Origin of the sequence: Paenibacillus sp. CF095, from assembly GCF_900101225.1 — a bacterium.
Taxonomy (GTDB): domain Bacteria; phylum Bacillota; class Bacilli; order Paenibacillales; family Paenibacillaceae; genus Paenibacillus.
In genome coordinates, this window is sequence record NZ_FMZN01000001.1 from 2,796,013 (window position 1) to 2,822,301 (window position 26,289).

Sequence of the window (26,289 nt, forward strand, 5' to 3'; positions counted from 1 at the left end):
ACTTCCGCTCGTGTCCCCAGATTTAATCTGTGAACACGGGTTAACATATGGAGACTTATTCTTCATGATTCTGTTCATCCATATTAAACAAACAAGTCTCCCGTAAAAAACTCTATACACCATTCACCACATTCATCCGGTTCCTAACATGAGGCCAACCAAACATGACTATGGAGTAAATTAAGCCAAGACTGTCTCGCTCGCCTTAACCACCGAAGCACCAAGGCTGGAACGAAAATGTCCAAGTGCCCACTCATGCCCTGCCGCATTGAAGCTGGCAACGGCATCTTCATATACCGTAATATGAAAACCTTTATTGTAAGCGTCCACTGCGGTATGCAATATGCAAATATCCGTGCATACCCCAATCAGTGCAATATCCGTAATACCACGTGCACGCAGTCTGAGTTCCAGATCGGTCCCACAGAATGCACTATATCTCGTCTTATCCATCCACTGTATATCTCTTTTACGTTCTTCCATCACTTGGGCAAGACGACCATATAACTGTCTTCCCTCCGTATTTCTGATGTTATGAGGTGGAAAAAGTGCAGTCTCCGGGTGATACGGATCATTCTCTTCGTGCAGATCCACAGCCATGATTACCTCATGTTTGTTCTTACAATAGGCCTCGGTTACAGCTGCAATCGTCTCGTCGATCTCTACTGCCGGCTGACCTACAGGCAAAGAACCTGTCACAAAATCCTTCGTGAAATCAATGACAATCAGTGCTTTCATCGTCAACACTCCCTTAGCCCAGAAATGGTTGATCCTGATTCAATCAGATTGACACATCTACACCTTATTACGTATAGATGGACAGGCGTGGTACAAGTTCTGTAAAACGATATAACTGCGCCGGTCGCTGCGAGTACTGGTTGGAACTCACCAGGTTCCCCTCTTCATCTCTTACTTCTTCCACAATGCCTTTACGGCTGCGGGTAGACGTAATCTTGCGAATGAAGTTTGGTTCTTCAAAATCCGGTACAACACTTTGAATAACCTGATATAATTCACTTAATGTAAACTCACGTGGCAGGAATTGACGAGCAATCGTCGTTTCCAGCATCTGCTGTTGAATACGTCGATAAGCATCTTCGATGATTGTTCTGTGATCAAAGGCCAGTTCCAGTTCTTGCAGCGCCTCCTGAATCGTGAACAATCCAACATCCTCAGCATCATCTGCTGCTTGGCGTTGATCCAACATCCATTCTTCCACAAGTGCAAAAAATGCGTGAGAGATAATCCAGCCCCTTGGGTCACGACCCGGCTGACTGTATACATTCAAGTACTCCAGATGTCCACCATCTACACCTGTCTCTTCCATCAGCTCACGCTTAGCTGCACCGTAGATGGATTCATTCTCCTGACAAAATCCACCGGGTAATGCCCATCTGCCTGCAAAAGGCCAGCCTTTGCGCTTGATTAGCATCACTTTCAGTTCCCGAATGGGAAGTGTCTTTGTCACCGTCTTGCGCTCCCGCTTGGTCAAGGTGAACATAACGATATCCGCAGGAACACCATCGGGGGTACGATATTTTTTGGAACTATAAGCACGTGCTGCTTGTTCGTCGCTCTCTGCATTAAAGTGTTCGTAGTTTTCGCTCATGGGCACCACCGACTATTTTCATTTTGATAATTTCATTATGACATAATAATATCTTTTGTCAACCGCAGGATTCTTGCGTTACGTTCTAGGGCGTGCTATGCGGAATGTCGCCGTTGCCATACATCCCAACGTGCCCGATGCATCACGAACCTCCGATTGAGTCGTAACACTGCGTCCTGCTTGATGCAGTACCGTAGCTGTCACCGTTAATTCCCCTTGTTTCATTGGTGCGAGAAAATGTACGTTCAGATTCGTTGTCACACAGCCTTCCACTTCCATTGCTGCTGTTGCAACCATACCCATCGCCTGGTCCATCAGTGAAGTTAATACACCCCCATGAATAATCCCCATGGAGTTGGTATGATGTTCGCCTGCTGTCAACGCGATCTGTACTTCTTTGCCGTCTCCTTTAATATAACGACATCCGAGAAATCCCCAGAATCGTCCGTCTCCGTCTTCCACCATTTTGTCCAAAATACTCATTATTCATTTCTCCTTTATTCACTGTACGTATCAAGCTCTCTTGATGTCATGTGCCTTTATCATTAAAAATCAGCTGCGCCACACAAAATAACCCCACAGCGTGGAGCTTTGCTTGGAATTATATTCCGAGTACTTGGCGATAGCCACTCCACGTTAACGGTTATGTAATGTCAAAAAAGGCGCGGACAGCGTCCGCACCCTTCCGTCATTTAACCGCAACTGGTCGGAGGTGAATCCGTTCCAGCCTCCACGTTTACTTTTTCAGATACCGTATCCCGGATTACAGAGATCACTAGTTGAAGCAAGTAGTTGATGTCGCTCTGGCTCTGCTGGAATTCGGTAACCAATGGAATACTGTCCAGTTCGCTTTGCAGATCGTCAATTTCCTGTTCAATTTTGCTGACCATCTCCACATTTTTGAAGCTTTCAAAAGCAACAATCTCTTTTTGTTTTTTCTTGATCGTTGCAATCAACTGCTGGATGCGCTCATGATCCCGAATTTTGGTTTCAGCCTGTTGAAACTGTCTAACTTCCTCACTCGTTCCGAGCATATCAGCCAATTCTTTGGCTTTTCCCATAATGTCGTCGCGTATGACCAGATTGCGCGTATCGTAGGTTGGCATTCCATAATGGTTGTACTGCACTTCTTCCTGCGCCACTGAAATCGCTCCATTCTATGAGATGATATAAGATGAATATTCATGTTGCCCTAGCTCAGTTGACTGCTCAGTGACCGCTACGGTGTCGGATCGTTCTTTTGATCGCTGTTGTCTCCAAATTTTTTTCGATTGAACATATTCAAGGTGAAAATTCGGAGACAAAGGCGAACGCTTCGCTTCTACAGAATCGATTCCGTCACCTTCGCTACGCTCGGCGTAACCCCGCTAAGTGCAAAAAATCATTCAACTTATTGGTGTGTGTATTACTGATTGGCAGCTACCGGCTCAGAGAGCAGGTTGCCCCGAATATAAAAAGTCATCGGATCGGTGATTTCCACTTGTACGAAAGTACCGATCAATTCTTTGGGTCCTTCAAAATGCACCAGCTTGTTGCTGCGCGTACGTCCTGCCAGAACTTCGGAATTCCGCTTGCTCTCGCCTTCAACGAGTACTTCAACGATTTTGCCGCGTTGCTCTTCATTGCTTCGGTGGCTGTATTCGTTGATCGTTTCGTTCAAGCGTTTCAAACGTTCCTTCTTCACTTCCATCGGTACGTTGTCTTCCATCACCGCAGCCGGTGTACCTTCCCGTGGGGAATAAATAAAGGTATAGGCAAAATCATACCCTACTTCACGGACAAGGGAAAGTGTATCTTCAAACTGTTCTTCCGTTTCACCCGGAAAACCAACAATAATATCCGTTGTTAACACCACATTCGGGATGGCCTTTTTAATTTTGTCAGCCAGTTTCAGATAGTGTTCCCGGCTATACTTGCGGCTCATACGTTTGAGCACTTCCGAACTGCCAGATTGCACCGGAAGATGAATGTGCTCCACCAGGTTTCCGCCCTTGGCCAGCACTTCAATCAAGCGGTCATCGAAGTCACGTGGGTGACTGGTTGTGAATCGTACTCGCGGAATATCAATTTGGCGAATGGCATCCATTAAGTCACCAAAGCTGTAGTTCAGGTCGGTGAAATCCTTGCCGTACGCATTAACATTTTGACCAAGCAGCGTGATCTCCTTAAAGCCTTGTCGTGCCAAATCCCGAACTTCGGCAATGACATCTTCCGGACGACGGCTGCGTTCTTTGCCCCGCGTAAACGGAACAATGCAATATGTACAGAACTTGTCGCAGCCATACATAATGTTCACCCAGCCGCGCATACCCTCACGTTTCTTCGGCAGGTTCTCAATAATGTCGCCTTCCTTGGACCATACCTCAATAACCATTTCTTTGCTGAACAGCGCTTCCTGGATTAGATGTGGCAATCGATGCACATTATGTGTACCAAAGATCATATCCACAAATCCATGCTTCTGCATGATTCGGTTAACGACGCCTTCTTCTTGGGACATACACCCGCATACGCCAAGTAACAATCCCGGACGTTCGAGTTTTAGCGTTTTCAGGTGACCAAGCTCACCAAATACTTTATCTTCCGCATTTTCCCGTATGGCACACGTATTGAGCAGAATAATATCAGCTTCTTTGCGATTCTCTGTAGCCTGATATCCCATAGACTCAAGCAGTCCTTTGATGGTTTCTGAGTCATGCTCGTTCATCTGACATCCATACGTATATACAATATAATGTTTGCCTTTCCCTATGTTTTTCAGTTCATCGGGAACGGCATTTTCGTAAAGCACCTGGACGTCTTCCTTGCCCCGCTGTTTCTCCTGACGATGATTGGGTTCCGATTTGATGTTAATCTCACGGCCCCGGATTCTTATCTTTTTGCTGAATTCATCTTGCGAAATTACTTTGGCATCGGAGAAATCAAAATATTGGGAGTAATCCTTTTTTGAGTCTTTAGCCATTTCCTTCGGTCACTCCTTACAGCCTCTATTAATAAAAAATCGTTCATTCATCCCTGTTCCAGGTGAATTTCTTGCTTGGAACACCAAAAGAGCATTACAGCAAATTATAGCATGAATTGGGCTGTAGTTCCACATCCAAAGCACATGTCCCTTCGTCTAATCCGTAACATGCCATGTTCAGAAGAATACTCAGAAAATACAAAAACCTGAGCCTTGCCATCAGGGCTGGAATTAACCGTCCCCTGTTGGCTGTGCTCAGGTTTATATGTTATTCAGACCGCCCCAATTGGCGGCTGAAGCTATTACATGTAATTAATCGATGATTTCAGCAGTGTCGCCATTACGAGCGCCAGCAGCGTTAGCTTCATCAGTATCAATATGCATGTCCAGTGCAAAAGAATCGGATACACGAGCCAGTACATTTTCCAGTACAAGACCGCGATCTCCGCCGAGGCGAACTTTCAGCATTTGTTTGTCCTCGATACCCCATTTGGCAGCATCCGAAGTATGGAAGTGAATGTGACGAGCAGCAACGATAACACCTTTATCAATCGTAACTTCGCCAGCAGGACCTTTAATTGTGATTCCTGGTGTACCTTCAATACTTCCAGATTCACGTACAGGTGCTTTAACACCAATGGCAAATGAATCTGTCATGGAGATCTCCAGTTGCGTTTCAGGGCGAACAGGTCCAAGGATACGCACTTTATCAAACTGTCCTTTCGAACCAATTACCGCTACAGTTTCGTTAGCAGCGTATTGGCCAGGCTGGGACAGAGGTTTAAATTCAGTCAGTTCATAACCTTTGCCAAACAAAATTTCAACGTGCTCTTGGGATACATGAATGTGACGGGCAGATACGCCCACAGGTACTGTTTTACTCATTGTAAATTTCACTCCTTGTTTATCTATGGCCTGTACTCAGGCTCTTAACAATCCAATGGTATTATACCCCTTTTTGGAGTGAAATGAAAACGAACTGGTGAAAATTCATGAAATACACTTATTTCACCATCATTCCCGTCCTTTATTTGGAAAACTAGTTTCATTTCAACACATTCAGCGCACACACCAGTTCACTATTTCATGGAATTCCCCTTTATCTTTGGATTGCTCTCTGGCAAGTGTTCCCCCAGATAACTCATCGCATTCCCCCACAACCAGCCGCGAACCAGATGTTCATCATAATGCTTGAGCAGGATTTCCGTCAGTCTCGGATAATGCCCTGAGTGTTCAAGTCTCTGAATATACGTGGAGATCCCATCAAAATCAGACCCCATCATCAGATGATGCTGCCCGCCCAGAGAACAGATCTCCTCAATATGAGGAAGCAGATCTTCTATACGTACCTCACCCTCCTGTTTTACAAACCAGGGCACAAACGTCAGTCCGATCCGCCCTTCCCGGGCAATGATGGCCTGAATCTGATCATCTTTCAGATTACGCACATGGGGACATACGCTATAGCTGTTGGAGTGGGAGGCGATAAATGGACGTTTGCTCAAGTCAGCCAGTTCCCAGAAACCTTTCTCCGTCAAATGTGACACATCTAACAGCATTCCCATTTCATTACACTGGCGCACCAGTTCTTTCCCCTTCTCGGTCAGACCTGCTCCTCGCTTCTCCATTACTCCGTCAGCCGCCCAATTGGCATAATTCCACGTTAGTCCAATAATTCGAACACCCATCTGATAACATAACTCCAGATAGAACAGGTTGCCCTCCAGGCCATCTACACCCTCCAGTGTGATTAATCCCCACGGACCCTCTGTCTGCCCCACCTGAGCCACCTGTTCACGCCATAACAACGTCTGTGTGCCGCCAGGCCGCTCCTGACTTCTCTCCACACGTCTACGATAAATCTCCAACTGCCCCATCACATGTTCAAACTTGCCTCTGCCAAGTACTTCGGGTAAATAGATGGCGAACGCCTGCAATCCTACATTCCCCTCTTTCAAACGTTTCAAGTTCACATCCAGTTGTGGAGCATCTTCAAATGAAAGAGCAGGCTGCATCAAAATTTTGCTCAGTGCATCACAGTGAAAATCAGCTACACGCCAATCAGACACGGACATCTTAAACCCTCCTCCATATTTTATTGCAAAAAAAACGCAAAAAAACCTGTCTACATCGTAAACAGGTTCAATGCATACTGCATGTATTATCTGGGCTCCACAATCAGCTTAATGGCCGTTCGGTCCTCGCCGTCGATCACAATGTCTGTAAAAGCTGGAATACAAATCAGGTCAACTCCGCTTGGTGCTACAAATCCCCGGGCTATCGCTACCGCTTTAATGGCTTGGTTCAGTGCTCCCGCTCCAATTGCCTGCAGTTCAGCATTTCCACGTTCACGAAGAACCCCTGCAAGAGCGCCGGCTACAGAATTAGGATTGGACTTTGCTGAAACTTTTAATACATCCATGGTAAGTACCTCCCTGGGAATGTTGAAAGTTTGTTTCCACTTACTAGATGTTATTCGCGGGAGGCAAAAAAATTCCTTCTTTTTAGACGGGTTTCCCTGCAAAATGGGACAATACCCCTATTCCATGCGCCACTCGTCCTCCGTCAGACGAATTTTTTCGATGCGTGTTGCCGCACCTGTGGTTTCATCAATTTCAACAAAAACACCATGGAAGTGCCATTTGCCATCATCCACAACAAAACGTACAGGTAGTTGGGTGTAGAACTTACGCAGCACGGCCTCACGCTCCATACCCAATATGCCGTCACGAGGTCCTACCATGCCTGCATCCGTCAAGTAAGCTGTTCCTCCAGGCAAAATCCGATCATCATTACTCTGTACATGCGTATGTGTACCTACAACGAGAGACGCACGTCCATCCAGATGCCATCCCATGGCAATCTTTTCTGACGTCGCTTCAGCATGCATATCAACTAAAATACATTTATAGTCTTGGCGTAGCTCATCTACAATTTCATCAGCTACACGGAATGGACAATCCAGAGCAGGCAGGAATGTTCTTCCTTGCAGATTGACAATCGCTAGCTCTTTCCCTTCGCCTTTGACAACCGTGTATCCTCGTCCTGGTGTGCCTGGTGGAAAGTTCGCTGGACGAATCATGCGCGGCTCATCATCTATAAAATCAAAAATATCTTTATTGTCCCAAGTATGATTACCAAGTGTAATACCATGTACACCCCAGTTGAAAAACTCATTTGCGATTGCACCGGTAATGCCGCGACCTGCTGCCGCATTTTCACCATTCACAATCACTACATGTGGCTTATACTTCGATTTCAGATACGGTAAATTTTCCTTTAATGCCTTACGTCCCACGTTACCTACAATGTCACCAATAAACAAAACTTTCATTGATTACTGCCTCCTCAATTCCTGCAAAGTCCTCTTACTTCAAATGTTGAACCTTTGCAGGACTCTATCTCATGCTCCATAATGTGTAGTTGCCTTTTAACAGGCTATCAACAGGAAAAGTGGCCCACTACTGCGGCCACTTTTCCGTAATGCTCTATTTTGCGTATTCAACCGCACGGGTTTCCCGGATGACGGTGACTTTGATGTGACCCGGATAGTCGAGTTCATTCTCAATCATCTTCGTGATGTCACGGGCTAAGCGGAAGGCTTCAGCATCATCGATCTTCTCAGGCTGTACCATAACGCGAACTTCGCGTCCGGCCTGAATGGCGTACGATTTCTCGACACCTTCGAAGGATTCTGAGATTTCTTCCAGCTTCTCCAGTCGTTTGATATACGTTTCCAGCGTTTCGCGGCGTGCGCCTGGTCTTGCTGCGGATAGCGCATCTGCTGCGCCAACCAACATGGCAATGACCGAAGTCGCTTCGCAATCTCCGTGATGGGACGCGATACTGTTGATTACAACCGGATGTTCTTTGTATTTCTTCGCCAGTTCCACGCCAATTTCGACGTGTGATCCTTCCACTTCGTGATCCAGCGCTTTACCGATGTCATGCAATAGACCTGCACGTCTTGCCAGAGTTACGTCTTCTCCGAGTTCGCCAGCCATCAGTCCAGCCAGATAAGCGACTTCCATGGAATGTTTCAAGACGTTTTGACCGTAACTTGTACGGAACTTCAACCGGCCCAAAATTTTGATCAGATCCGGATGCAGACCATGCACGCCCACTTCAAAGGTAGCTTGCTCACCGTATTCACGGATGCGCTCATCCACTTCTTTGCGGGATTTCTCAACCATCTCTTCAATCCGTGCCGGGTGAATACGTCCATCAGCCACCAGTTTCTCCAGGGCAGTACGGGCGATCTCACGGCGAATCGGGTCAAAGCCCGACAGAATAACAGCTTCTGGCGTATCATCGATAATGAGGTCAATCCCTGTAAGGGTTTCAAGCGCACGGATGTTACGTCCTTCACGACCGATAATCCGGCCTTTCATTTCTTCATTTGGCAGAGTAACAACAGATACCGTTGTTTCCGCTACGTGGTCAGCCGCACAACGTTGGATGGCGAGTGTAATAATCTCGCGGGACTTTTTGTCCGCTTCTTCCTTCGCTTGTTGTTCAATGTCCTTGATCATTTGAGCCGTCTCATGACGAACTTCCTGTTCTACGTTGGACAGTATGATACTGCGTGCGTCTTCCATGGTGAGGTTGGATATACGTTCCAACTCTGTCACCTGGTTTTTGTAGATCATTTCGATCTGCTGCTGAGTCTCATCAATTCGTTTCTCTTTGTTAGCCACTTGCTCTTCTTTACGTTCGAGTGATTCCAATTTTTTATCCAGCGACTCTTCTTTTTGCAACAATCGTCTTTCTTGTCGTTGAATTTCATTCCGACGTTCACGAGTGTCTTTTTCAGCTTCAGCGCGAATGCGATGGATTTCATCCTTCGCCTCCAGCACTGTTTCTTTCTTCAGTGCTTCTGCCTCTTTCTTCGCGTTCTCCACGATTTGTACGGCAGCTTGTTCCGCACTAGAGATTTTAGCCTCTGCAAGAGATTTGCGAATAAAATATCCTACTCCGAACCCAATGAATAGCGCGGCTGCAACGAGAGCGATCGTGATTGCAATTTCCATACTGTTCACCTCCTCGTTGGTTCCTCCAAGGCATTCCTTGGGTCAATTTGCAGTTTTCAAACCTTACATATGTTTGGGAATAACGAATACTCACGGCGATCCCCCGCCGATTTTCATTTCACATGTACATGTTTCCACGTACTATTCACTGTTTCCAGCGAACCCATAATTAAGAATGGTATAAATCTTAAGAAACCGAAACCGCTTTTTTGGAAGGAAAAAGGGTTGTCCATTTCTTACAGACTCATGTCCATTTTAGTATTTGACGAAAGAAATTGTCAAGAGAATGCAGTATAGAGACTCTAGTCTGCTAATCCCATAACAACGCTTCGTCATCTTCAGGGTCCCCAGCCTCATCTTCTTCAATTAAACAATTCACGACCCGGCGCACCATATCCATTGAAAAACCACGTCTCATTAGGAAGGGAAGCGTTTTATTTTTCTTCTCTTTGACGTCCCCTTTGACCTGATTCCATTTTTTGCGTCCGGCACTCAAGGCAGTCTCAAATTCCGCATCTGTACTAATACCTTCTAGTGCCTCAACAATGAGATCATTGGCAATGCCCTTTTGACGCAGCTCTTGCCTTATCCACAGTTTTCCCTTCCGCTTGCCCTCCATACGCTGTCTTGTCCATTCCTTCGCAAATAGATCATCATCCACTAACTTCTCCCGCTCAAGGCGATCCAGCGTCTCTTCAATTAATGGTGCAGCAAACTCCTTCTGACGAAGTTTCTGACTTAATTCATGGCGCGTACGTGGCTTATGCTCCAAAAAACGCAGAGACTGTGCATACGTCCGCTGTCGCTCATCAGCTACAATGATTTCCTCCAGATCCTTCTTCATAAACGTATTGCCTTGAGTCATCCTGTATTTAATCATCACATCTTCAAGAACCGTAATGGAGTGGATACCAAAAGTGATTCGATAACGAGCTTGCCTGCTCTTCGTTCGTTCTACACGTGTAATAATAAGTTCTTCGTTGTCCGGAAATTGGGATAGGCCATCCTGTTCTGCTTCTTCATATAAATCCTCGTCATGTTGATCCATTCAGGTCTCCCCTTTCATAACATTTTCATTCTGACTACGCCAAGCACATCTCCACACATAAGACAAAGAACACTAATAATACAAAAGACCGGGAACTCTGCCCGGCCTTTACTCCACAGTTAGCGTGCTAACAGCCCCTGTCCATTGGGACAGGGGCTGTTGGACAGCATGAGCACTCCCACTACAATCCATTATCCAGATTGATCCAAGCTCAATCAGATAAGTTTACGGAGTCCAGTGGGAAACACCCTCAGGGTCCTCCCTACAAGGGAGGATTTGAGAGATTACTCGTTGATTTCAAACAATTCTTGTTCTTCTTCTGCTTCTTTTTGTTGCTCTTCACTAGTTGGCGCAGGAACTGCGGTAGTCAAGTTACTAGCTACCCGAATTTTTTGTTCAATGATTTCAGCAATGTCTTTATGCTCTTTCATGAACTGCTTTGCGTTCTCACGGCCTTGTCCTAAACGCTCGCCTTCGTAGGAGTACCATGCACCACTTTTATTAACGATATCCAGCTCTGTACCAATGTCAATGATACTGCCTTCTCTCGAAATACCCTCGCCATACATGATATCCACTTCCGCTTGTTTAAACGGAGGTGCCACTTTGTTTTTCACAACTTTAATACGAGTACGGTTACCAATCATGTCATTGCCTGATTTGATACTCTCAATACGACGCACATCCAGACGTACTGTGGAATAAAACTTCAGAGCACGACCACCAGGTGTTGTTTCCGGGTTACCAAACATAACGCCGACTTTCTCACGAAGCTGGTTAATGAAGATTGCGATTGTTTTGGATTTGCTGATTGCACCAGACAATTTACGCAACGCCTGAGACATCAAACGCGCTTGCAAACCAACGTGTGAATCACCCATTTCGCCTTCAATCTCTGCTTTTGGAACCAAGGCAGCTACGGAGTCAATAACAACGATATCTACTGCACCACTGCGTACAAGAGCTTCTGCAATTTCCAGCCCTTGCTCACCCGTATCTGGCTGAGATAGAAGCAATTCGTCAATGTTAACACCCAATTTGCTTGCATATTGAGGATCAAGAGCATGCTCGGCATCGATAAATGCTGCTTGTCCACCAACACGTTGTACTTCAGCAATCGCATGTAATGCGACAGTTGTTTTACCTGAGGATTCAGGTCCATATATTTCAACAATACGGCCTTTAGGCAAGCCGCCTGTTCCTAATGCAATATCCAAAGCCAAGGAACCACTGGGAATAATTTCCACATTCATATGAGTGGACTCACCCAGTTTCATGATGGATCCTTTACCAAATTGCTTCTCTATTTGACGGAGCGCCATATCAAGCGCGGCACGACGGTCTGACAATAAGCTCACACCCTTTACTGTTTATAAGATAATGATACCTTGTTTTAACACGTTTGCCAAGCTTTTTTTCGAACATACATTCGTTTTTTTTGTAAAGGCCGAGGCGCCTCTTCCTCAAGGAAACTTTCCATTAAACAGAAAAAAGAACCGTAAACAAGGCTGTAAAGCCTAATTCTACGGTTCTTCCGTCTTCCTTAATTATACTTGCTTGGAACTGTAAATGCAATCGAAGCTATTAACTAATCAATCCATCGCCACAAGTTTTTGCCATAAGCGATAGAGAATCGCTTTGGCTGAACGAATGCGAACAGTCTCACGATTACCATTAATACGCAGCTCATGAATTTCCGTCTCTTTTCCCCGTTCAGCAAGAGCGATGAAGACAAGTCCGGGTGGTTTACGTTCCGAATATCCCGGTCCAGCTACACCGGTAACAGCCAGGCCAAAATCAGCATCGCCAATCATACGGATCTGTTCAGCAAGCACTTTTGCAACCTCAGGACTTACCGCCCCTGGTGCATCTTCACCTTCCAGATAATCATGAGGCACATTTAGCAACTTTTCTTTAATTTCATTGGAGTAACAAACAATTCCACCTTTGAGCATTGACGCACTTCCGGGTACAGAGGTCAGACTTTGCATGACAAGCCCTCCTGTACAGCTCTCAGCAGCGCTGAGCGTCAACCCCATGTCAGACATCATGGTTACAATCGTGTACTCTATAGGCACATCCTCGTTCGCGTAGAGATGTTCTGTCAAACGCTCCCGAATCTGAACCTCCATCGCATCCAGCTTCAGCTTCGCCTCTCCCTCACTCGCAGCCTTCGTGGAGACACGTACCGTAACTTCGCCTTCGCTCGCGTAAGGAGCAATCGTGGGGTCTGTCTGCGCGTCAATCAGATCCAATAGTCGATCTTCCAAAGCAGATTCACCAATACCTGCGAATTTGAGCATTCGGGAATAGATTGGCATCTCTTCTGTGAGCACATGCTGGAACAGCCAAGGCTTGACTTCCTGTTCAAACATTGGAATCAACTCTTTAGGTGGTCCAGGCATTACAACATAATATTTGTCATTGTCAGAAATCGCATTTCCCGCCGCAAGTCCTGTTTCGTTGGCAAGAGGTGTGCCGCCATCAATAACGATCGCCTGACGTCGGTTATTCTCTGTCATGTCCACATTACGATCTCTGAAAAAGCTCTCAATTTTGTCCATTGCCATTCGATCTGTATGCAGTTTCCGGTTAAGAACAGCTGCGAGCGCATCCTTGGTCAGATCATCTTGGGTAGGTCCGATGCCACCGGAAAACAAAATAACGTCTGCACGGCCCTGCGCAATGCGTATAGCTTCACTAAGACGGTTCAGGTTATCCCCAACCACCGTTTGGAAATATACATCGATCCCCATCGCAGCCAATTCACGGGATAGGTATCTGGCATTGGTATTGACGATTTGTCCAAGCAGTAGCTCTGTGCCAACTGCAATGATTTCTGCCTTCATTGAGCATCCTCCTGTACACGTGGTGAGTGATCAAAGGGCAATAGGATAATTTCCTATTGCCCCTGACCCAATGCTTCCTTCATGATTACCCATTTAAGAACAAACCATTATGCTTTTGTTAAATGAAGCAAATTTTTGTTTTTGATAAAGTAATCGATACCCGACCAGATGGTAATAAGCGCTGCTGCCCATACCGCAATAATATCGACGTGAATACCCGTGTATGAAAACGGGAAATTGTTCAACAGCAACAGCACAATCGCCACAATCTGCACTACAGTCTTCAGCTTGCCCCAAGCACTAGCGGCAACAACCGAACCATCCAGCAATGCAATTTGACGCAAGCCGGTAACTGCGAATTCACGACTAATAATAACAACTGCAATCCAGGAATCCAGCTTGCCCATCTCCACAAGCGAGATCAAAACTGCAGTAACCAGCAGCTTGTCTGCGAGTGGATCGAGCAGTTTCCCCAGATTGGTAACCATGTTATTTTTCCGCGCAAGGTATCCGTCAATTCCATCTGTGCTTGCGGCGATGATAAAAATAACAGCAGCAATCAGTTGATTATACGGAAGCGAAAAGCTTCCAAGCTGCAACGGCTCTGGATAAAATGGAAAATCCACGAGCAGGAACACCATCAAAAAAGGGATTAAGCAAATTCGTGCAAGCGTAATCCGGTTGGGTAAATTCACAAGACGCCCTCCCTCATATCCTCCATTACTCCAAACAATCATCATAATCCCGTTATCATCATCCGGAACATGAAATGTACAGTTTCAATGTCAATCCATATTAACATGATCCCACTATGTAGAAACGCAAAAAATAAAGTCAACCGCTCAAAAGCAAAACCGCTTTAAACGTTCCGGTGACTTCCAGAAGATGTACTGCTTTTCACAAAGTCAGCAAACGATGAGGACTGGACTTGATGCATGACTGCCAGCAATGCACACTTAGTATAATATACGCCCAATACAGTGTCAAAAAACACTTTTGCTACAAAAAGGCCATATTACTTGAAATTTGTATATTGCAAATCCAGAGGTAGGTTAGCACCATTTAGCAGCTGCATGACAGCTTGCAAATCATTTTTACTCTTACCAGTTACCCGGAGTTGGTCTCCCTGAATCTGACTCTTCACCTTCATCTTGGAATCGCGAATTAGAATATTGATTTTCTTGGCGATGTCCTGATCAATCCCCTGTTTAAAATTCAAACGCTGTCGGACTGTACCAGAAGACGCTGGCTCTACCTTTGCGTAATCAATGTTTTTCAATGGTAGACCACGCTTCGCCATTTTGGATTGCAGCACGTCAATGACAGCCTTGAGTTTGGTCTCATCATCAGATACGATCGTTAACGCATCCTTATCCAGTTTCAGGCTGCTCTTGCTGCCCTTGAAGTCATAACGAGTGCCAATTTCCTTCTCGGTTTGTGTAACGGCATTTGTCAGTTCTTGCAAGTCCATTTTGGACACGATATCAAATGAATTTTCTGAACTCAAACCAGTCACCCTTTCAGTTAATCGTATGTTCTGTAACATTATAGAGGATACCTTAAGCAAAAGTCTAATTTCAAGCTGTTTTAGACAAAGAAAAAAGCATTTTTGGCTTCCACTTGAAGTGGCTGCCAAAAATGCTTGCTGGTCCAGCTTCCAACCTAATAGCGGCTGCGGTTGGGCTGTCTGAACATATCGAGCACACCCAAAAGCACATGTGCAAGTCCAAAACCCAATATTCCGTAACCCCAAGCACTTGGAGTCAGGTAATAACCCAGGAGGCTGACAATGATCCCTAAACCTGTTACGATCCAGCTGACTGTCACAGCCATCCACCTCACTTCACCAAAAGTTAACTGCAAGTTAAGACACGGTTATTGTCTCCTGCAGTTGACCCGGTTATTCGCTCCCCGTGGTACCCCCTGTACCGTCCGTTGATCCATTTTCAACACCTGTAGAAGAAGTAGTACTACTACTACTGTCTTCACCAAGCTTCAAACGGATCCGATTGGTCGCCTTGCCATCCGTTACAACTTGCCCGCCAACCTCAATCGTGGTCGCTGCAGCGTAACCGGACTTAATATACATGCCTGCACTATCCAACTCAAAGGTATAGCTGTCACCTTCGGCTGTGTTACCATACTCCAACTTCTCTCCACTGGAGTTTTCGCCTTTGTACACTTCCAGCCAGCTATGACCTGTTGCTTTGATCGTAACCGTTACAGGTTGCCCTGCACTACCGTTAACTTTAAAGTTCGTAATATTTCCTGATTTCCCATCTTCCGCAACAGTCACATTAGACGGTGAATTGTCAGTTGGTTCTTCCTCAGTTTCATCCGTCTGTCCGTCCGTTTGGCCATCAGTTTGACCATCCGTCTGTCCTTCCGTGTCTGTACCGCCGCCGTTACCGCCAGCTTCGCCCTCACCAGTACCGTCAGTACCTGAATCTGTCGCAGGCGGATTAGATGCCTGTCCGTTGTCGGCAGGTTGATCCGGTTTATCCTCAGGCTGTTGTTGACTGTCCGTAATTTTGACCTGATCAAGCCCCGGATTATCTGATTCATCACCATTGTTATACACCACGTATACATACAACAGTACTACGATCAAAACAGGGAATGTCCACATCAGCGCGACAGACATCCACCGATTACTACGCTCAACCGGACGGCTGGAACGCTTCTGTATAACCGGTTCCATCGTTGCTTCCGCCTCTTCTGCGGGTACGTCTTTTTTGTGTCCCTCCAGCAGCTCATCAGGGTTCAGTCCCACGGTCTCCGCATAGGTTTTGATGAAAGCACGCACATAGAAGCTACCCGGCAGCACTTTATAGTCTCCTGCTTCTATGGCCTCCAGATACCTCTTGCGAATTTTTGTCATTTCCTGTACATCGTCAAGACTCATCCCTTTTTGCAGCCGGGCCTCCCTTAACTGCTGACCCAGTTCAGACATGCCATCTCCTCCTTATGTTTATCTCTTGAGTTGTTGCTAATCTATTTCATGATTCCGTACGGTTCCTTACAATTCGTCGGTGTAGCTAGCCGTAAACGTATCATAAATAATTTCTTCATTCGGATTGTTGCGAAGTTCAATAATAATATCAAAATCATTAAAATCATATTCGGATTCCTGTACAAAAATATCCGGATGTTCAATAACTTTGGTGCTAGGCATGGTCATAATATCCTGCAACAGGTTGTAATGCCGCTCACTGGAGCGTATCGTGCTAACAATACCGTCAATAATGAACACATTGTTCGGGTTCAATTCGTCTTCGGACATTTGACTCCTTATCGTCTGACGAAGAAGTGTGGAGGAAACAAACGTCCATCGCTTCATTGCACATACGCTACCCGCAATAATGGACTCCGTTTTACCAACACGAGGCATTCCGCGCAAACCAATGACCTGATTGCCTTCCCTCTTAAATACTTCACCCAAAAAGTCCACAAGTAACCCAAGTTCATCTCGTGTGAAACGAAATGTCTTGCGATCATCCGAGTCACGGTCAATGTATCTGCCATGACGCACGGCCAAAATATCCACCAATTTAGGTTGACGCAAAGCCGATACGGTGATGCTGTTTACTTTGCCAAGCATTTCACCAAGCAAACGGATTTTTTCATCATCATCCGATTCAAGCAGCATGCCTCGAGTTTTGCCTTCAACACCGTTAATGGTCAATATATTCACTTCAAGCATCCCCAGCATAGAGGCAATATCGCCTAACAAACCGGGTCTGTTCTTATGTATTTTATATTCCATGTACCATTGTTTAGATTCCATTTCAACACCCCGTAATGCATTATTCCACATTATTCGACAGCAACAGAACGTGTCCACTGGACAACAATCTGAGACATCTTCTAAAAATGGGTCACGTTAATGATATATAAAATGAAAATGAATTACAAGAACAGCTCTGTAATCCGTTTGTAATCATTAGAGAAAAGCCCCCTTGCGGGAGCTCTTCATCTGTAATCTTATGCGTTTTGTTTGGCCAATTTGACCATCAGGCACGCAATCGTACGACGCTCATCTGCATCGCCGACATCCCATAACTCTTTCAATGCCCGGTTGGAATGGTTCGCCGGATCGACTTTCTCATCAAGGAAGTCGCCGATTTCATACGCAAGTTTGTTGATGGTTTCTTCACTCATCCCCATCTTCTCTGCTTGCAGTACGCGGTCACCCAGGAACTTCTTCCATGTGTCAAAACTGGAGAGCACTGTTTTTTCTGTTGACATGATAAATCCTCCTTAGATGACGCATGAGATTTAAAATCAACAGTTGTAATATGTGCTTTCGAGGCATTTTATATACGAGCATTTTGAAAATAATCCGGAAGACGGTTGCTTCCAGGCAATCTTCACCTGTTTCATCTACAGCCAGTCAAGTTTTCTTGCTTTTTTACGTTAACCAACCGCCATTTGGACTGATAATCTGCCCATTGATATAACCAGATTCAGGGAGTGCCAGAAAATAAACCAGTGATGAGATTTCATCAGGTTGAGCAAGTCTTCCTGCCGGAATTTCCTCTTCCAGCATCTTCAGTTCACTCTGATCCAGATGGTTCAGCATGGATGTCTGAACGGCGCCAGGAGCAACGGCATTTACGGTTACTCCGGAAGGTGCGAGTTCTTTCGCAAGCGCTTTGGTGAATGCATTCACCCCACCCTTGGTTGTGGAATACAGCACCTCACAAGAAGCACCAGACAGTCCCCAGATCGACGATACGTTAATGATTCGGCCATACCTTTGGGAGATCATGTGAGGCATCATTTCCTGTGTGCACATAAACGTGCCTTTGAGGTTAATCGCCATCACTTCATCCCAGATCTCCTCTGTAACATCAGACAACATCCCGTAGTGCGAGATTCCTGCATTATTCACAAGAATATCTGGCATGAGATTATGTGACTCGAGCTTCTCACGCATGCGCTCAATCTGTTCCCGGCTGCGAAGATCCGCAGACACGGTCATGATTTTTCCACTGCCCTGTTCCATACACCGTCTGGCGGCTTCATTGGCTGCCTCATGCGATTTCATATAGTGTATAACAACATTCATTCCCACTCTGGCGAAGCGTTCTGCGATAGCCGCTCCAATGCCACCGCTTGCGCCAGTTACCAGTACAGTCATTTCCCCGATTGCCTTCAATTGTCCTGTTCCCCTCTCCATATCAAGGACTCACGACTAGCGATACAGCCAGTTGATCCCAGCGAATATGCTCTCTCAGTCTGAGATTTACATCTTCCAGTGTAATCGATTCATAGAGCGGGAGCATATTGAAAAAATCACCGCCACGGAATTGCTGACGTGTAAATTCATGCGCAATGTTCTCCGGAGAATTGAGCATACGCAAATATCCGCCTATTTTCTTTTTGCGTGCACGTTCAAAATCCGTGGATTCGAACCCTTTTTCTACAATGGCATCCACTTCTTCACGTATACGCGCGAGCAGTTGATCCGGGTCTTTTGTATCACCACCAATGGCTGAAAACGCATATTGCGGCGAACTGTTATACTCATGGCCAAAGCTGTCCGAGATCAGATCTTCATCGTAGAGCTTCTGAAATAATCGTGTGCTTGAGCCAAACAAAAGATCCATCATCAGCTGTGTTGTCATATCTCGCCGTAACAATTGTTCTCCGGTAAGTCCAATGTCTGTCTCCTTGAATCCAAACAGACATTTGGGCAGTGAAACAGCCAGTTTTGCTTCCCGTCTGGCTTCTCCTACCTGCTCAGGCTCCGGTTCGAAGAAACGTTGAATGCTCCCCTGTGGCTTATAATCCTTCTGCTCCTGGTTCGATCGAACCATATCAATGACTTCCTGTGGATCTACACCACCCACCACAAACAAGAGCATGTTACTCGGATGATAGAAGGTGTTATAACACTCATATAACATCTCTTTGGTAATCGTACGGATGGATTCCTCCGTTCCTGCAATATCGATATGCACCGGATGTTTCTGATACATGGCTTCGATCAATCCAAAATAAACACGCCAATCCGGATTATCAGCATACATGTCAATTTCCTGTCCGATGATGCCTTTTTCCTTTTCCACATTTTGATCCGTGAAGTAAGGATTTTGCACAAAGTTGACTAATGTTTGTATATTTTCATTCACATATTCGGTCGCTGAAAACAAATAAACCGTCTGATCAAAGCTCGTAAACGCATTAGCTGAAGCACCATGAGACGCAAATGTTGCAAAAATATCACCTGTCGGTTCTTCAAACATTTTATGCTCCAGGAAATGAGCAATCCCATCCGGGACCTTCACTTCTTCCTGCCCTTCAACCTGAAAATGATTATCTACCGATCCATACTTGGTTGCAAACGTAGCATACGTTTTCTGGAATCCCGGTTTAGGCAAAATATAGATATGCAGTCCGTTATCCATTACTTCGTAATATAGTGTCTCCTGCAAATGCTCATACCGAATGCTCTCCACCGATTATTCCTCCTTCTCGTCCCGCAAGAAATAAATCGTATCCAGACGGAATTGTTCTGCCGCCTCACGCACATCTTCCTTGCTAATATGTTCTACTTGAGCCAACAGTTCTTCAGCCGTTCTTTCTTTGCCAGACAACTGTCGATTGAAGTCATAAGCGATCATCTCAAAGGCAGAATCCTGCATTTCCTTAAGCAGGTTACGGATCATTGCTTTGGTCTGGGACATTTCCAGATCACTGATTGTACCGCTTTTCATTTCTTCCAGCTGCTGCTTGATGATCGTGACGGCCTTCTCATAATTAGGGATTTCAATTCCGGATTGAATCGTTGCAATGCCCTTATGTCCGTCATATCGCGAAGACGCGTAATACGCCAGGCTTTCTTTTTCACGAACATTGACAAACAGTTTGGAATGAGGATAACCACCGAGAATCCCGTTGTACATTAGTGCTGCAGCATACTGAGGATCTCCATAAGTGATAGATGTACGGAGTCCCATATTGAGTTTTCCCTGACTCACATTCAGTCGCTCAACAACGGTCTCCACTTCCTTATCTCCTCGAACCGCTGCCTGTGTCTGGTAATCAGAGGAGGACGTTCGATCTACATTGAAATGACGTTGAACGAGGTTCTCAACCTCCTCCAATGTCGTATCACCCACCACATACAGATCCATACTCGCCTTTTGCAGCCACTCCTGATAAGATGCAGTCAGTGTGTCGGGCTCAATTCCGGGCAGATCCTTTCGCTCACCCAGTGGGTGAAGACGGTACGGCTCGTTCTTGCACATTTCCTCAATACTGCGTTCAGCGGCATAGCGCATTTTATCATTCACGATGGACTCCAGCTTTTTACGAACCGTCTCTCGCTCTGCTTGTACATAAGACGTCCTGAAATGTCCATTCTCCTGTGCAGGTCGTGTAAGAACCTCTCCAAGGAAGGCAAATGAACGATCCAGTAGCTGCTCATCCCCTCCAACAAAGGAATCATTAATGGTATCCATTCGGAACTGTACAATCTGGTAATCCCCGCGTTTATAAACGTCAAAACCAAAACCTGCTCCATACAGATGCTCCAGTTGCTCACGAAATTGCGTTGTTTCCGGATAGGACTCCGTGCCGCGTCGCAGAACAAAAGGGGTCAGCGCTACTTTGGTTACTGTATCTTCCCGTAAGGGAACTCCTGCATATAGCGATATAGCAAACGTTTTGAAACGTTTAGTCGGAAGCACATGTATACGAAACTCTCTCTTGTTACCTCGTTCGAATCCTGATGTATTCAAATGTCAAAACCCCTTTACGGCGTCATTTATCATGCAATCGTATTAAGCTAAACGTAACAACCATTTTAACCCATTCAAAAGGCAAGAAGCAACCGAAGTCACGCCTTCTGGTTGCTTCCAACATCATCACATACAAAAGATATGCTGTCCGATTGTTTTCACTTGTGGGCGGGTCCAGATCCATTTGGATGTTGCTGTCTTCGGGTTAAAATAATAGAGACATCCACCGGACGGATCCCATCCATTCAGGGCTTGCTCAACTGCCTTTTTGGCTTGTGCGTTCGGTTCCAGATAGATCTGTCCGTCCGCTACAGCCGTAAATGCACCTGGTTGAAAAATTACACCAGAAGGCGTACTTGGAAAACTTGGTGAATTTACGCGATTCAGAATTACTGCTGCTACTGCGACTTGACCTTCAAACGGTTCACCCCGGGCTTCACCATATACAGCGTTAGCCATAATCTTGAGTTCATTCTCTGAGAGACCAAGCGCATTGGCAGATCCCATATTATCTTGCTCTTTATCTGCCGTATTGTTGCCGCCTCCACCCCCACCTGAGGATTCCTTGTGTAGCGGCGGCTCTGTTGGCGACCATTTGGTTGACGCATTGTACAGCTTGAGCTTGGTCTCAGCTCCAACCACACCATCTGCCTTCATGCCAAACTCGGATTGAAACCATTTGACGGATTTCAGCGTACTGCTGCCAAAATTACTGTCGATTTTACCATTGTAAAATCCCAGGTACTTCAGACGCCCCTGAAGCTCATATACATCCTGACCGTAACTTCCATATTTCACTGTATTGCTGCTAAACGTAGGCAAGGCCTTTTCTTCTACCTGCGGTGTACGCTCGGCTGAACTTTCAGTTGCTGTATTCGCAGGAAGCAAATAACGAATCCCCAATGCGGATATCAGCAAAATAGCAGTGAAAAGCCATAGGTTCATTTTTCGCATCGACTGTGCTCTACCTTTCTCTTGTGGGATTAACAGAATCGCTAAGCTTATTATGACAAGCCTGCTTATTTCCTATGCACCAAATCATCCGATCTTTGGAGTAGATGGCAAAACTTCAGTCTCCTGAGCAAGCAAAAAGCCCTCAACCAATATGGTTGAGGACTTAAACGATTCGTTGTAAGCATGTTACATGTTACACTACGAGCTTATTTTATTCTGCTGATACTGTTCAAGTGAAACCAGTACTTCCCTTGGTTTGCTGCCCTCGTAAGGACCGATTACACCCCGGGCTTCCATGGAGTCAATTAAACGCGCTGCACGTGTGTAACCAACCCGCATACGACGTTGCAACAGGGAGACTGAAGCTTGTTTTGCCTCCAAAATAATCTGTACAGCTTGCTCATATAACTCATCCTGTACTTCATCTGCTGCCTGAATGGAATCATCCACTTCAGGTACAATGGATTCATCATACTGCGCTTCACCTTGACCACGTACGTAGTTTACAATATTCTCGACTTCTTCATCGCTCATAAACGCACCTTGTACACGAACCGGTTTTGATGCGCCCATTGGCATGAACAACATGTCTCCACGACCCAACAGCTTCTCAGCCCCACCCATATCCAGAATCGTTCGGGAATCGACTTGGGAGGATACGCCGAAGGCAATCCGCGATGGAATGTTAGCCTTGATTACCCCGGTAATAACGTCAACAGATGGACGTTGTGTGGCAATAATTAGATGGATTCCGGCTGCACGAGCCATCTGAGCAAGTCGTGCAATGGCATCCTCCACATCTCCGGCTGCAACCATCATCAGATCTGCAAGCTCATCCACAATGACAACGATATAAGGCAGAACAGCCGCAGGATTATCTTTCATCAGGTTATTGTAACCCTCGACGTTACGCGTGCCTGATTTGGAGAACAGTTCATATCGTTTCTCCATCTCAACTACAATCTTTTTGAGAGCAAGTGACGCTCGTTTAGGATCAGTTACTACTGGTGCCATCAGATGTGGAATTCCGTTATATACGTTCAACTCAACCATCTTGGGATCGACCATCAGGAACTTCACTTCATCCGGCTTGGCTTTGTACAATATGCTGGTAATAATTCCGTTAATACACACCGACTTACCGGAACCTGTAGCACCCGCGACCAGCAAATGGGGCATACGAGCCAAGTTACCAATAATCGTCTGACCCGAGATATCTCGGCCAAATGCAATGGTCACTTTGGATTCTGCATCCTGGAACGTTGCTGTCTCCATTACTTCACGCATCGTTACAACCGATACCTCGCCATTAGGTACTTCGATACCAATAGCAGACTTTCCGGGAATCGGTGCTTCCATCCGAATATCCTTTGCCGCCAGAGCCAACGCGATATCATCAGTTAGGCTGACAATCCTGCTGACCTTAACACCAATATCAGGCTGAATTTCATACCTTGTAACGGCAGGGCCCCGGACCACTTCAAGCACCTTGGCGCGAACACCGAAACTCTCCAGTGTAGCTTCCAGCTTGCGTGCTGTCTGCATATAATCCTTCTGGTCACCCGCCTTGCCCCCATTGTTTGGCTTGGCAAGGAGACGGAATGACGGCAGCTTGTACGGCTTAGGAGGTGGCGGTGGTGGTTTCACCGGTTGTGTTTCCTGCCCTTCAGGAGTAGGAGTATCTGTTCCCTGCATTGCATCATTAGGTACTTCTTCTCCACTCTGAATCTCATCCACAGCATTCAACCCGTTCGTACCCGCATCGGATGCAGACCACTCTGTCTCTACCAGTTCATCCGTTATTTTAATGGCATGCTCGCCCTGTTGTACTACGTTTGGATCGGCCAGATCATCCGGGAAAGGATAAGCATCGTCCAGATCATCTTCAATGCTTGCCTCTTCTGCTCTGACGTGCTCGAAAAAGTCTCGAATGATCGGCGCTGAGTTAGGTTTAGCCTGAACAGGAACACGTGATGAAGCTGATTTGTTAACTACGTCTTCGGTCGCATCCTGCCACGCCTCTACATTGTGATCTTGTTCGGCGCGATACACAATCTGTTCTGTTTCTGCCGAATCGACCTCATCCATTTCACGTCCTGATGTCGCCTGTTCCCGATTAGCTCCCCATTTCCCAAAAAGTTGGAAGAATATTGGCGATTTTCGTTTTGGCAGATGCTGTTCCTCTAATTCATCCTCATACTCGTCTTCGTCATCTTCAACAGGAACAGGCACCACTTTACGAGCGTTACCTTTCTTCCTTCCATCAGATGCTGAAGCAGAACGTGCAGAGGGCCTCGACTCCAGCTTCTTGTACATCGAACTCCCGGCATCCCAAATCTTTGTACGGAATATTCGAATCAGATCCACATAAGATAGACTTGTAATCAGCATAAAACTGATGATAAACATGACAATCATGATGAGTCTCGCCCCAAGGCTGCCGAACAGCCACAGGAAAAGAGCAAATTGCCCAGCTCCGAGATAACCACCACTGATGTCCTTATTAAGCATGGAGTCCCTCTCACCTGGCGCAGCAGGAGTTAGTAACTCGGTTTGCATATCATTATGTACCTGTGTAATTACAGCACCAGGCTCAAGCGCACCAACCGGAATGAGCTTCTGGTGCATTGCAGAGACAGTACTCATCAAGGTTAAAGCAAAGACCAGCAATACCAGTCCTGTTTTGCGTGTAGTCCAGCCACTCGGCCATTTCCGGTGAATCATCACCATAAGACCATAATAAATACCTACAAGTGGAATCGCAAAATAAAACTTACCAAGCATCAGTCCGAACATCTTGGAAAGCGAACGTCCAACGGTGGCTTCACCCGATAATGCTATGACAGCAAGGGTAATAAGCACAATCCCGTAAATTTCATATTTTAAAACGCCGCTAAAACCAGCGCCCTTTTTTTTCCTCTTTTTTCTTCTGGCCAAAATCAGGTCACCCCCAGAAGAATATTATACCATACAAATATAATCCGTACATATGTTCTTTTTCTGCTCAATTTGTCTGAATTCGTCGCGTTATGCTGATCCCAAGTTACCCGAAAGCGGAATGGTCGAACCGGGCATATTAGCAGGATTGAGATAGGCTTCAAGTGGACAATCCAGCAAACGTACAATGACGGCTTCATTGTCATTAACAGGTCTCACCTGCATCAATAAACCATTCATCTTGATCTCCTTTGTATCTTCGCCCTCTTTCCACATTCCCGACCAGAGTTGTTCCGGGGGCATCACTGTATATAATGTCATTGGGTATAACCTCCCGCCTGCAGGGTCTGTCTCTTGTCTCCTATGAGCTGATTTAACTGAGCAATGGCTTGTCCAATTCCGCCTACTGCATCCATCAATCCATATTTCACTGCATCTGCGCTTCCTACAGCTGTGCCGATGTCCCGATTCAACTCACCGGTCTTAAACATCAATTCTTTAAACATCTCTTCAGAGATATTCGAATGCGAAGTCACAAATCGAACAACCCTTTCCTGCATTTTCTCCATATACTCAAACGTTTGAGGTACACCAATGACAAGGCCGTTCATCCGAATCGGATGGATCGTCATCGTTGCACTTCCGGCAATCAGGGAATACGTTGAAGCTACAGCAATCGGTACTCCAATGCTATGCCCGCCTCCAATGACCACAGTAACCGTAGGTTTGCTCAGAGAAGCAATCATCTCTGCAATGGCCAGACCCGCTTCTACATCTCCACCTACCGTGTTCAAAATGATCAGAATACCTTCAATACGCTGATTCTGTTCTGCAGCCACCAGCTGTGGAATGATATGCTCATACTTTGTTGTTTTATTTTGTGGTGGCAAAATCAAATGCCCTTCGACCTGTCCAATAATAGTCATACAGAAAATATTCGATTCACCTGCAGGCGACTGTGTCTGCCCAAATTGCTGAATAGTCTCTGTCACGGGAGAGATGGCCTTGTCCTCCTGAATCGGAATCTCCGGTGCTTCAACTTCCGGTTGATTGGATCTTGATGCCTGCTTGCCATTCATACGTTCATTCATTTCAATAATCCCCTTCTCCATAAACATTTAATGTATTTCCTTAGTATGGGGATTTTTCCAA

At 45.8% G+C, this 26,289-nt stretch carries 26 protein-coding genes; all 26 read right to left on the reverse strand.

All coding sequences use genetic code 11. The annotated features are described in order from the left end of the window. Positions 1 to 180: 180 nt before the first annotated feature. The 26 genes from BLS69_RS12080 to BLS69_RS12200 all read right to left on the reverse strand — a co-directional run bounded on the left by BLS69_RS12080 (position 181) and on the right by BLS69_RS12200 (position 26,228). On the reverse strand, positions 181 to 738 hold the full coding sequence (locus BLS69_RS12080; RefSeq protein ID WP_091031807.1) for a cysteine hydrolase family protein: 558 nt from the start codon (positions 736 to 738) through the stop codon (positions 181 to 183). 67 nt (positions 739 to 805) lie between these two features. Beyond that, entirely contained in the window at positions 806 to 1,609 is an 804-nt protein-coding gene (locus BLS69_RS12085) for an NUDIX hydrolase (RefSeq protein ID WP_091031809.1), read from the reverse strand. Between the two features lie 78 nt (positions 1,610 to 1,687). Then, complete coding sequence (locus BLS69_RS12090) at positions 1,688 to 2,092, reverse strand: PaaI family thioesterase (protein ID WP_091031811.1); 405 nt, start codon at positions 2,090 to 2,092, stop codon at positions 1,688 to 1,690. 209 nt (positions 2,093 to 2,301) lie between these two features. After that, entirely contained in the window at positions 2,302 to 2,715 is a 414-nt protein-coding gene (locus tag BLS69_RS12095) for a YlbF/YmcA family competence regulator (protein WP_272907590.1), read from the reverse strand. A gap of 299 nt (positions 2,716 to 3,014) precedes the next feature. Continuing rightward, positions 3,015 to 4,571: a tRNA (N6-isopentenyl adenosine(37)-C2)-methylthiotransferase MiaB gene (gene miaB, locus BLS69_RS12100; protein ID WP_091031817.1), complete on the reverse strand. Its 1,557-nt coding sequence runs from the start codon at positions 4,569 to 4,571 to the stop codon at positions 3,015 to 3,017. A gap of 312 nt (positions 4,572 to 4,883) precedes the next feature. Then, positions 4,884 to 5,456, reverse strand: coding sequence for a phosphate propanoyltransferase (pduL, locus tag BLS69_RS12105; RefSeq protein ID WP_017689107.1), 573 nt, complete (start codon positions 5,454 to 5,456; stop codon positions 4,884 to 4,886). A gap of 194 nt (positions 5,457 to 5,650) precedes the next feature. Continuing rightward, positions 5,651 to 6,646: a dipeptidase gene (locus BLS69_RS12110; protein WP_091031819.1), complete on the reverse strand. Its 996-nt coding sequence runs from the start codon at positions 6,644 to 6,646 to the stop codon at positions 5,651 to 5,653. An 86-nt stretch (positions 6,647 to 6,732) separates the two neighbouring features. Further along, positions 6,733 to 6,993 (reverse strand): stage V sporulation protein S, encoded by a 261-nt coding sequence (locus tag BLS69_RS12115; RefSeq protein ID WP_007430104.1) that lies wholly within the window; start codon positions 6,991 to 6,993, stop codon positions 6,733 to 6,735. A 117-nt stretch (positions 6,994 to 7,110) separates the two neighbouring features. Continuing rightward, on the reverse strand, positions 7,111 to 7,905 hold the full coding sequence (locus tag BLS69_RS12120; protein ID WP_076330701.1) for a TIGR00282 family metallophosphoesterase: 795 nt from the start codon (positions 7,903 to 7,905) through the stop codon (positions 7,111 to 7,113). A 154-nt stretch (positions 7,906 to 8,059) separates the two neighbouring features. Beyond that, positions 8,060 to 9,601, reverse strand: a complete 1,542-nt coding sequence (gene rny, locus BLS69_RS12125; protein ID WP_036670418.1) for a ribonuclease Y — start codon at positions 9,599 to 9,601, stop codon at positions 8,060 to 8,062. 310 nt (positions 9,602 to 9,911) lie between these two features. Continuing rightward, a complete protein-coding gene (locus BLS69_RS12130; protein ID WP_091031821.1) occupies positions 9,912 to 10,649 on the reverse strand; it encodes a regulatory protein RecX in 738 nt (245 codons plus the stop codon). 284 nt (positions 10,650 to 10,933) lie between these two features. Continuing rightward, entirely contained in the window at positions 10,934 to 11,998 is a 1,065-nt protein-coding gene (recA, locus tag BLS69_RS12135; RefSeq protein WP_062833851.1) for a recombinase RecA, read from the reverse strand. A 243-nt stretch (positions 11,999 to 12,241) separates the two neighbouring features. After that, a complete protein-coding gene (locus BLS69_RS12140; protein WP_091017238.1) occupies positions 12,242 to 13,498 on the reverse strand; it encodes a competence/damage-inducible protein A in 1,257 nt (418 codons plus the stop codon). Positions 13,499 to 13,605: 107 nt separating this feature from the next. Next, positions 13,606 to 14,193, reverse strand: coding sequence for a CDP-diacylglycerol--glycerol-3-phosphate 3-phosphatidyltransferase (gene pgsA, locus BLS69_RS12145; protein ID WP_062833849.1), 588 nt, complete (start codon positions 14,191 to 14,193; stop codon positions 13,606 to 13,608). Positions 14,194 to 14,513: 320 nt separating this feature from the next. After that, positions 14,514 to 15,005, reverse strand: a complete 492-nt coding sequence (locus BLS69_RS12150) for a YajQ family cyclic di-GMP-binding protein (protein WP_017689115.1) — start codon at positions 15,003 to 15,005, stop codon at positions 14,514 to 14,516. Positions 15,006 to 15,160: 155 nt separating this feature from the next. Next, positions 15,161 to 15,331: a hypothetical protein gene (locus BLS69_RS32130; RefSeq protein ID WP_017689116.1), complete on the reverse strand. Its 171-nt coding sequence runs from the start codon at positions 15,329 to 15,331 to the stop codon at positions 15,161 to 15,163. Between the two features lie 67 nt (positions 15,332 to 15,398). Beyond that, a complete protein-coding gene (locus BLS69_RS12155; RefSeq protein WP_091031823.1) occupies positions 15,399 to 16,451 on the reverse strand; it encodes a helix-turn-helix domain-containing protein in 1,053 nt (350 codons plus the stop codon). 66 nt (positions 16,452 to 16,517) lie between these two features. Next, entirely contained in the window at positions 16,518 to 17,285 is a 768-nt protein-coding gene (locus BLS69_RS12160) for a DUF3388 domain-containing protein (RefSeq protein WP_024630282.1), read from the reverse strand. A gap of 197 nt (positions 17,286 to 17,482) precedes the next feature. Beyond that, on the reverse strand, positions 17,483 to 17,746 hold the full coding sequence (locus tag BLS69_RS12165) for a DUF3243 domain-containing protein (protein ID WP_017689119.1): 264 nt from the start codon (positions 17,744 to 17,746) through the stop codon (positions 17,483 to 17,485). 163 nt (positions 17,747 to 17,909) lie between these two features. Next, positions 17,910 to 18,680: an elongation factor P 5-aminopentanone reductase gene (gene ymfI, locus BLS69_RS12170; RefSeq protein WP_026081137.1), complete on the reverse strand. Its 771-nt coding sequence runs from the start codon at positions 18,678 to 18,680 to the stop codon at positions 17,910 to 17,912. A gap of 1 nt (position 18,681) precedes the next feature. Continuing rightward, positions 18,682 to 19,962, reverse strand: a complete 1,281-nt coding sequence (gene yfmH, locus BLS69_RS12175; RefSeq protein ID WP_091031825.1) for an EF-P 5-aminopentanol modification-associated protein YfmH — start codon at positions 19,960 to 19,962, stop codon at positions 18,682 to 18,684. A 3-nt stretch (positions 19,963 to 19,965) separates the two neighbouring features. Next, positions 19,966 to 21,246, reverse strand: coding sequence for an EF-P 5-aminopentanol modification-associated protein YfmF (gene yfmF / locus BLS69_RS12180; protein WP_091031828.1), 1,281 nt, complete (start codon positions 21,244 to 21,246; stop codon positions 19,966 to 19,968). Positions 21,247 to 21,372: 126 nt separating this feature from the next. Then, positions 21,373 to 22,200, reverse strand: a complete 828-nt coding sequence (sleB, locus tag BLS69_RS12185; RefSeq protein ID WP_091031830.1) for a spore cortex-lytic enzyme — start codon at positions 22,198 to 22,200, stop codon at positions 21,373 to 21,375. 198 nt (positions 22,201 to 22,398) lie between these two features. Next, positions 22,399 to 25,137 (reverse strand): FtsK/SpoIIIE family DNA translocase, encoded by a 2,739-nt coding sequence (locus BLS69_RS12190; protein ID WP_091031832.1) that lies wholly within the window; start codon positions 25,135 to 25,137, stop codon positions 22,399 to 22,401. A 90-nt stretch (positions 25,138 to 25,227) separates the two neighbouring features. Continuing rightward, entirely contained in the window at positions 25,228 to 25,458 is a 231-nt protein-coding gene (locus BLS69_RS12195) for a YlzJ-like family protein (RefSeq protein WP_036670404.1), read from the reverse strand. Further along, positions 25,455 to 26,228, reverse strand: a complete 774-nt coding sequence (locus BLS69_RS12200) for a ClpP family protease (protein ID WP_223869123.1) — start codon at positions 26,226 to 26,228, stop codon at positions 25,455 to 25,457. Before BLS69_RS12200 ends, BLS69_RS12195 begins: the two co-directional genes overlap by 4 nt. Between the last annotated feature and the right edge of the window lie 61 nt (positions 26,229 to 26,289).

Excerpts from the sequence above, each read along its gene's own strand:
- BLS69_RS12080 (WP_091031807.1), bottom strand. The coding sequence starts at position 738 with ATGAAAGCACTGATTGTCATTGATTTCACGAAGGATTTTGTGACAGGT.
- BLS69_RS12085 (WP_091031809.1), bottom strand. The coding sequence starts at position 1,609 with ATGAGCGAAAACTACGAACACTTTAATGCAGAGAGCGACGAACAAGCA.
- BLS69_RS12090 (WP_091031811.1), bottom strand. The coding sequence starts at position 2,092 with ATGAGTATTTTGGACAAAATGGTGGAAGACGGAGACGGACGATTCTGG.
- BLS69_RS12095 (WP_272907590.1), bottom strand. The coding sequence starts at position 2,715 with ATGCCAACCTACGATACGCGCAATCTGGTCATACGCGACGACATTATG.
- miaB (WP_091031817.1), bottom strand. The coding sequence starts at position 4,571 with ATGGCTAAAGACTCAAAAAAGGATTACTCCCAATATTTTGATTTCTCC.
- pduL (WP_017689107.1), bottom strand. The coding sequence starts at position 5,456 with ATGAGTAAAACAGTACCTGTGGGCGTATCTGCCCGTCACATTCATGTA.
- BLS69_RS12110 (WP_091031819.1), bottom strand. The coding sequence starts at position 6,646 with ATGTCCGTGTCTGATTGGCGTGTAGCTGATTTTCACTGTGATGCACTG.
- BLS69_RS12115 (WP_007430104.1), bottom strand. The coding sequence starts at position 6,993 with ATGGATGTATTAAAAGTTTCAGCAAAGTCCAATCCTAATTCTGTAGCC.
- BLS69_RS12120 (WP_076330701.1), bottom strand. The coding sequence starts at position 7,905 with ATGAAAGTTTTGTTTATTGGTGACATTGTAGGTAACGTGGGACGTAAG.
- rny (WP_036670418.1), bottom strand. The coding sequence starts at position 9,601 with ATGGAAATTGCAATCACGATCGCTCTCGTTGCAGCCGCGCTATTCATT.
- BLS69_RS12130 (WP_091031821.1), bottom strand. The coding sequence starts at position 10,649 with ATGGATCAACATGACGAGGATTTATATGAAGAAGCAGAACAGGATGGC.
- BLS69_RS12140 (WP_091017238.1), bottom strand. The coding sequence starts at position 13,498 with ATGAAGGCAGAAATCATTGCAGTTGGCACAGAGCTACTGCTTGGACAA.
- BLS69_RS32130 (WP_017689116.1), bottom strand. The coding sequence starts at position 15,331 with ATGGCTGTGACAGTCAGCTGGATCGTAACAGGTTTAGGGATCATTGTC.
- BLS69_RS12155 (WP_091031823.1), bottom strand. The coding sequence starts at position 16,451 with ATGTCTGAACTGGGTCAGCAGTTAAGGGAGGCCCGGCTGCAAAAAGGG.
- BLS69_RS12160 (WP_024630282.1), bottom strand. The coding sequence starts at position 17,285 with ATGGAATCTAAACAATGGTACATGGAATATAAAATACATAAGAACAGA.
- BLS69_RS12165 (WP_017689119.1), bottom strand. The coding sequence starts at position 17,746 with ATGTCAACAGAAAAAACAGTGCTCTCCAGTTTTGACACATGGAAGAAG.
- ymfI (WP_026081137.1), bottom strand. The coding sequence starts at position 18,680 with ATGGAGAGGGGAACAGGACAATTGAAGGCAATCGGGGAAATGACTGTA.
- sleB (WP_091031830.1), bottom strand. The coding sequence starts at position 22,200 with ATGCGAAAAATGAACCTATGGCTTTTCACTGCTATTTTGCTGATATCC.
- BLS69_RS12195 (WP_036670404.1), bottom strand. The coding sequence starts at position 25,458 with ATGACATTATATACAGTGATGCCCCCGGAACAACTCTGGTCGGGAATG.
- BLS69_RS12200 (WP_223869123.1), bottom strand. The coding sequence starts at position 26,228 with ATGAATGAACGTATGAATGGCAAGCAGGCATCAAGATCCAATCAACCG.